The sequence below is a fragment of the Micromonospora sp. NPDC051296 genome (assembly GCF_040682255.1).
Taxonomy (GTDB): domain Bacteria; phylum Actinomycetota; class Actinomycetes; order Mycobacteriales; family Micromonosporaceae; genus Micromonospora; species Micromonospora craterilacus.
This window is the reverse complement of sequence record NZ_JBFBAO010000373.1, coordinates 1-6,707: the sequence shown is the minus strand read 5'-3', so window position 1 is coordinate 6,707 and position 6,707 is coordinate 1. Positions and strand designations below refer to the sequence as shown.

General features: G+C 74.0%; 7 protein-coding genes. 5 read left to right on the top strand and 2 right to left on the bottom strand.

The annotated features are described in order from the left end of the window. Window positions 1-167: 167 nt before the first annotated feature. Both AB0M52_RS28320 and AB0M52_RS28315 read right to left on the bottom strand, forming a co-directional pair. Window positions 168-1,886, bottom strand: coding sequence for an acetyl-CoA carboxylase carboxyltransferase subunit alpha (locus tag AB0M52_RS28320; RefSeq protein WP_363959914.1), 1,719 nt, complete (start codon window positions 1,884-1,886; stop codon window positions 168-170). Beyond that, window positions 1,883-2,209: a TcmI family type II polyketide cyclase gene (locus AB0M52_RS28315; RefSeq protein ID WP_363959911.1), complete on the bottom strand. Its 327-nt coding sequence runs from the start codon at window positions 2,207-2,209 to the stop codon at window positions 1,883-1,885. The genes AB0M52_RS28320 and AB0M52_RS28315 overlap by 4 nt, the downstream gene beginning before the upstream one ends. Window positions 2,210-2,608: 399 nt before the next feature. Between AB0M52_RS28315 and AB0M52_RS28310 the strand changes: the two genes are divergently transcribed. From AB0M52_RS28310 to AB0M52_RS28290, 5 genes are all read left to right on the top strand, one after another. Further along, window positions 2,609-3,418 (top strand): BTAD domain-containing putative transcriptional regulator, encoded by an 810-nt coding sequence (locus AB0M52_RS28310; protein WP_363959908.1) that lies wholly within the window; start codon window positions 2,609-2,611, stop codon window positions 3,416-3,418. Window positions 3,419-3,544: 126 nt separating this feature from the next. Next, on the top strand, window positions 3,545-3,892 hold the full coding sequence (locus AB0M52_RS28305) for a TcmI family type II polyketide cyclase (protein WP_363959905.1): 348 nt from the start codon (window positions 3,545-3,547) through the stop codon (window positions 3,890-3,892). 11 nt (window positions 3,893-3,903) lie between these two features. Next, window positions 3,904-5,253: an NAD(P)/FAD-dependent oxidoreductase gene (locus AB0M52_RS28300; RefSeq protein WP_363959902.1), complete on the top strand. Its 1,350-nt coding sequence runs from the start codon at window positions 3,904-3,906 to the stop codon at window positions 5,251-5,253. A 217-nt stretch (window positions 5,254-5,470) separates the two neighbouring features. Further along, the gene (locus tag AB0M52_RS28295) at window positions 5,471-6,238 is read left to right on the top strand and encodes a helix-hairpin-helix domain-containing protein (protein WP_363959899.1); all 768 of its coding nucleotides are present in this window, start codon (window positions 5,471-5,473) and stop codon (window positions 6,236-6,238) included. Between the two features lie 147 nt (window positions 6,239-6,385). After that, window positions 6,386-6,592 (top strand): hypothetical protein, encoded by a 207-nt coding sequence (locus AB0M52_RS28290; RefSeq protein ID WP_363959896.1) that lies wholly within the window; start codon window positions 6,386-6,388, stop codon window positions 6,590-6,592. Window positions 6,593-6,707: the final 115 nt, after the last annotated feature.

Below are 6,707 nucleotides of genomic sequence, written 5' to 3'. Positions count from 1 at the left end.
CTCGGCGTCCTCCCGGCCGGGCTCGCGCAGGTGGGTCGCGGGTTGCGGTGCCGGCGCGCCAGCCGAAGGACGGTGCAGGTCGAGCGGCGCGGTCGCCGGTTCGCCCGGGATCGGTGGCCGGATCGCCGGGGTGCCGGCGACTGCGGGCACGGCGCCGCCGACGCCGCTCACCGGACACCCGCCCGAACGCCGGCGCGGGCGGCCCCGAAGCGCCGGAAGCGGCGCCTACGGTGCTGGACCAGGGTGGCGATCGGCACGTCGAGCAGGGGCAGCAGGTTCGCCAGCACCGCTTCGCGGACCGCGCGGGCGGTGGCCTCCGGATCGTCGGCCGCCGAACCGACGGGCTCGGGTACCACCTCGTCGACGATGCCGAGCCGGCACAGATCCGGGGCGGTCAGCCGCAGTGCCCGGGCCGCCTGGGGGGCGGCGGTGCGTCCCGGCCAGAGGATGGCGGCGCAGCCCTCCGGGCTGATCACCGAGTACACCGCGTGCTGGAGCATCAGCACCCGGTCGGCGACCGCCAGGGCCAGCGCACCGCCGCTGCCGCCCTCGCCGGTGACCACCGCGACGACCGGGGTGGGCAGCACGCTCAGGGCCAGGATGTTCTCCGCGATGGCCGCGGCCTGGCCGTGCTCCTCCGCGTCGATGCCGGGGTCGGCCCCGGGGGTGTCCACCAGGGTCACCACGGGCAGGCCGAGACGGGCGGCGAGCCGCATCAGCCGCAGCGCCTTGCGGTGCCCAGCCGGCGTGGCCATGCCGAAGTTGCGGGCCACCACCTCGGCGTTGGTGTGCCCCTTCTGATGGCCGATCACCATCAGATGCCGGCCGTCGAGCCGGGCCAGCCCGCCGACGACCGCCGGGCAGTCGCGGCCGAGCCGGTCGCCGTGCAGTTCCGTGAAGCCGTCGAAGGCGGTCTCCAGGTAGTCCAACGTGGTCGGTCGGCGTAGATGCCGGGCCAGCCGTACGGTCTCCCAGGCGTCCCGGGCCGCCGCGCCGGTGGGGGGCGGATCCGGTGGCCGGCCGGCCGGCCGCGGTGGTGCCGGCGGGTGCCCCGGTACGCCGACACGCACCGCCGGCCGGCGACCGCCGTTCGCGGCGGCGAGCACCGCCACCAGCCGGGCGCGCAGCGCGTGGCGCGGCACCACCATGTCCACCTGGCCGTGGCGCAGCAGGAACTCGGCGGTCTGGAAGCCGTCCGGCAGGCTGCGTCCGGTGACCTGGCGGATCACCCGGGGGCCGGCGAAGCCCATCCGGGCGCCGCTCTCGGCGAGCACCAGGTCCGTACAGGTGGCGAAGGAGGCGGCGACTCCCCCGTAGGTGGGGTCGGTCAGCACGCTGACGGTGAGCAGCCCGGCCTCCCGCAGGGCGGCGATCGCCTGGCTGACGGTGGCCATCTGCATCAACGACAGGGCACCCTCCTGCATCCGGGCGCCGCCCGAGGCGGTGACCAGGATCAGCGGCATGCCCGCATCGAGCGCCTGTTCGGCGGTGCGGGTGATCAGTTCGCCGACCGCGCAGCCGAGGCTGCCGCCGAGGAACCGGAAGTCCATCACCGCCAGCGCGCAGCGGTACCGGCCGATGGTGGCGGTGCCGCAGAGCACCGCCTCCGGCAGCCCGGTGTCGGCGCGGGCGGCGGTGAGCCGGTGCGGGTACGGCAGCACGTCGACGAAGCCGATCGGGTCCACCTCGACCGCACGGTCGGGCAGGGGCTGGAACGAGGACGGGTCGACCAGCTGGCGGACCCGCTCGGGGGCGGCGAGCCGGGTGTGCCGCCCGCACTCGGGGCAGACGTCGAGGTTGCGCCGCAACCGCTTGCGGTACAGCAGGGTGGCGCAGCCGCCGCAGCGGGACCACAGCGCCTCGCCGGCGGGCGCGGTGGCGGTCACGACCGCCGTCCGTCGAAGTGGTAGAAGCAGCGGGCCATGGCGTCCCGGGGCGAGCGCCAGTCCGGCAGGTACGGCGTGATGTACGGGCGCAGCCGCGCACTGACCCGCTCGAACTCCGGATGCTCCCGGGCGGCCTCCACCGCGCCGTCGCCCGGTGCGTCGGTCTCCAACAGGTGCACGTACAGGTCGTGCAGCCGGTAGAGCGACCGGTGCCGGACCCCCACCAGGTGGGGCAGCTCGGTCGTGTCGGACTCGGCGAAGATCTCGGCGACCGCTGCCTCGGCGGTCGGGACCACCTTCGCGACGATCAGCGTTCGGTCCATGCTGGTCCTCCCCCATGGCCGGTGGTGACGCCACCGGTCGGCCCGGAGCGCTGCCGACACGATGCGCGGCCCGGCGTCACCCGAGCGTCACCGACGCCCCCTACCGACACAACCTTCAGTGACGCTGCGTTGACGCAAGCTGTGCGCTCGCTGAACGAGGAGATCGCCATGATCGTTAAGATTTGACCAGTTCAGAGCCGGTCTCACAGATGACGGGCGGGTTACTTTGCCGACACCACCGTTGACCCAGAGTAACCGCTATTGATAATCTTCGCAGCGGTCAGACCCGGCTCCGCACGCCCGCGTGCGACGGCCCAGCGAGTCGACAGTGGCGTCACGGCTGCCACGCCGGGACCCGGCCGAGACCCGCAGACGACGCGTTGCGCAGGGGGTGCCGCCGTGGCCGCCGATCCGCCCACGCCGACCACCGGACAGCGCCGGGACGCCGAGGTACGACTGCACCTGCTCGGCGGCTTCCGGCTCGCCCACGGCGGCACACCGGTGGTGGTCCCCCGGGGCCTGCAACGGGTCATCGCGCTGATCGGGCTGCGTCCCGGCGCGACCCGCAGCCATCTCGCCGGGCTGCTCTGGCCGGAGGCCGCGGAGGAGCGGGCCCTGTCGTCGCTGCGCACCGCGCTGTGGCGGCTGCGCCAGGATCCGTACTGCCCGCTGACCACCACGGCCGACACCGTCCGCCTCGCCCCCGCCGTACGGGTCGACGTCGACAAGCTGGTCGACACGGCCGCCCGGATCCGCGACGGCCAGCCACCCGACGACGCCGCGGAGGCGCTCGCCGCCGGCCGGCACGACCTGCTCCCCGGCTGGTACGACGACTGGGTGCTGGCCGACCGGGAACGCCTGCGCCAGCTCCGGCTGCACATGTTGGAGCAGATGGCCGGCCAGCACCTGGCCGCCGGCCGGCATGGCGAGGCGCTCGAGGCGGCGCTGGAGGCGATGGCCGCCGAGCCGCTGCGCGAGACACCACACCGGTTGGTGGTCCGCATCCACCTGGCCGAGGGCAACGCGTTCGAGGCGGTGCACGCCTTCTACGTCTACCGGGACCTCCTGCTGCGGGAGCTGCGACTGGAACCCTCCCCGGCGATGAGCGCGCTGCTCGACGAGACGCTCGAACCGATCCGGCGGGCCAGCCGGGCGGCGGCCGGACCATCGCGGCACCCGGCCACGCGGGCGCCGTTCCGGGGCCGCTGACCAGGCGTCACCGGCCCGACCGGACGCGTTGACGGGCAGGTGACAGGCCCACGGACAGGGTGGTCGGGGAAAGCGGTTCGAGGTCCGGCGACATGTCCGGGCCGGACCACCGGCGAGAGGAATCCGATGAGCCGTCTAGTTATCGTCAGCAGGATCATCCCGGGCGCGGAGGGTCGGGTGTCGCAGATCTTCGCCGAGTCCGACGCGACCGAGCTGCCCGGTTTGACCGGGGTGCGCCACCGGTCCCTGTACTGCCTGCACGACCTGTGCGTACATCTGATGGAGACCGACGACGTCGGCGCGGACGCCCTCGCGGCGGCCCGCAACCACCCGCTGTATCTACAGGTCAACGAGCGACTGTCCGCCCACACCTCGCCGTACCTGCCGACCTGGCGCTCACCGCGCGATGCGATCGCCAGCTGCTTCTACCGGTGGGACGCCGCGGACGTTCCGGCACCGCGTGTGGCCGGCTGACGGGAGACGCCGTGGCCATCCGACCACCGCACGTCCTGGTCATCGGCGCGGGCACCGGCGGGCTCTGCCTGGCGCACGGACTGCGCCGGGCCGGGATCAGCGTCGCCGTCTACGAGCGGCACCGCACCCGGGCCGACGGGCTGCTCGGCTACCGGGTGGGCATCGGGCCGACCGGCAGCCGGGCACTGCGCGACTGCCTGCCACCGGAGCTGTTCGACATCTACCTGGCCACCTGCGCCCGCTCCCCCCGCTACTTCAACGTGCTCAGCCAGCGGATGCAGCACACGGCGTCGTTCCCGCTGCGGCCGGACACCCACCCGGTCGACACCGAGCGGTCGGTGGCCCGGATGACGCTGCGCCAGGTGCTGCTGACCGGCATGGAGGACGTGGTGCAGTTCGACCGCACCTTCACCCGGTACGAGCAGCACGACGACGGGACGGTCACCGCCCACTTCGCCGACGGCGGCACCGCCACCGGTGACCTGCTGGTGGCGGCGGACGGTACGCACTCCGCTGTCCGCCGCCAGTACCTGCCGCACGCGGTCATCCGGGACGCCGGCACCATCAACATCGCCACCCGGATCCCGCTCACCGACCGCACCCGGGCACTGCTGCCGGAGACCGTGCAGCGGGGCATTTCGCTGATCTTCGGCACCGGTGGCGTGATGGGCGTGCTGCACGTGATGGAGTTCAAGTGGGACCGTGACGGCCGGCTCAAGCCGGGCGTCGCCGACGACGACGTGGCGCTGCTCGCCGGCTGGCCCGGGCTGCGCCACGACACCACCCGAGACAACATCAACCTGGTCGTCTGGAGCACCGCACGCCGGTTCCCGCCGGACGTGATGCAGCGCCGCGGCGCGGAACTGATCCGGGTGGCCCTGGAGCTGACCGCCAACTGGCATCCCCGGCTACGGGGGCTGCTCAGCCTTGCCGACCCTGGCAGCGCGTTGCCGATCCGGGTGTCCACCTCGGAGCCGGTCCCGCCGTGGAAGAGCAGCACGGTCACGCTGCTCGGCGACGCCATCCACACCATGACCCCGGGCCGGGGCGTGGGCGCCAACACCGCACTGCGGGACGCGAACCTGCTTCGTCGGCAGCTGATCCTCGCCGCCGTCGGCGAGAAGACCCTGGTGCAGGCGGTGGCCGACTACGAGGCGGCGATGGTGCCGTACGGCTTCGCCCGGGTGGCCGACTCGCTCAACCGCAGCGGCACCAACGGCGACGACCGGATGTACCAGCCGGTGTTCGGACGGCTCGCGCTACTCGGTGCCCGGGGGTACTTCCGGGTCACCAGCCGGGTGCCCCGGCTGCGGCGCAAGTTCGTCGACGACTTCTACACCTATCGAGGCGAGCAGGACTGAATCCGTCGCACCACGACCCCGGCACCCAACCCGGTGCCGGGGTCGCGGTGCACCCTCCCGGTCCACACCGTCCGTCCCGTGCCGGACACCTGCCGTAGCCCCCGGCGGGCCGACACGAGCTGTAACAGAGCCTGCCTGTCGCGCCGGCCGCACGTATGCGAAGCTGCGGCGAGTTTTTCTCGTGACGATTCGGACGTGACCCTCAGGGAGGTTTGCCGTGGCGGAGTCCTCTGGCATCTGGCTGATACTGATCGTGGTCCTGCTGGCCGGCCTGGCGGCGGGCTGGCTGCTGCTCCGCGGCCGGCGGGACGAGCCCCCCGCGCCGTCGACCGGGGCGACCACGGCGACCGGGCCGGCGCCGACCGCCAGCACCGTGACCGAGCAGCCGGAAACCATCGCCGAGCCGGCCGCTACCACCAGCGAGCCCGCGCCGGCCGAGCCGGTGACCACCGAGCCGACGCCGGCCATGGTCGCCGAACCGGCCAGCACCACCGAACCCACGGCCACCAGCGACGATGCGGTGCCGCCCGCCACCGAGCCGGTCGCCGCAGCCGCCGACAGCGCCGCGCCGCAGCCGGCGTCCGTCCCCGACGGACCGGCCGAGGACGCGACCGCGCCGGACCGGCCGGCCGTCGCCACCCCGCCGGTCCGGCCCAGGGCGTCCGCCGAGGCCGCCCCGGCCGCCCCGGCCGCCGCGGCCGCCGCGGCCGCCGCGGTCGCCACCGAAGCGGCGGCTCCGGTCGCCGCCGCCGTCCCGGCCGCCGAGGATGCCGCCGACGACTTCCGGCGTATCCAGGGCGTCGGCCCGAAGATGGCGGCCGCCCTGCAGGGTGCCGGCATCCGGACCTACCGGCAGCTGGCGGAGCTGGACGAGGCGGCGCTGCGGGACACCATCCGGGGCGCCGGGCTGCGGGCCACCGCCAGCCTGGCCACCTGGCCCCAGCAGGCGAAGGTGCTGGCCGCCCAGACCGCCGACAACGCCTGACAGTTCGACCGCCGGGCCACCGGTGCGGGGATGTCCACCCACTCCGCACCGGCGCCCCGGCGCACCGGTCACGCAGCCACTCGTTAGCCGCCCGGCCAGGTTGGGTACCAGGGCCGACACCGGGTAACCCCTGACCGTGGAGGAAGCATGCGTGGCACGTCGATATTCGGAGTCCTCGTCGTGATCTGGCTCGTCATCGGCGCTGTCGCCGCCGGCCAGCGCGGCTACTACAGCGACGAGGAAACCAACTGTGCCGAACTCGGCACCATCCTGGTGACCATCGTCGCCGGGCCACTGAACTACATCGGTGCCAACCCGAAGGTCGACTGCGAGCTGCCCCAGCCCTCGCGGTGACGCGTACCGCAGATGGGGTCGCGGGGGGCGGCCCGCCGTAGACAGCCGGGCCCCGGGGTCACGCCGCCTGGAGCGTGGGGGCGGTGCTGCGGCGACTCAGCTGGTCGTAGAGGGC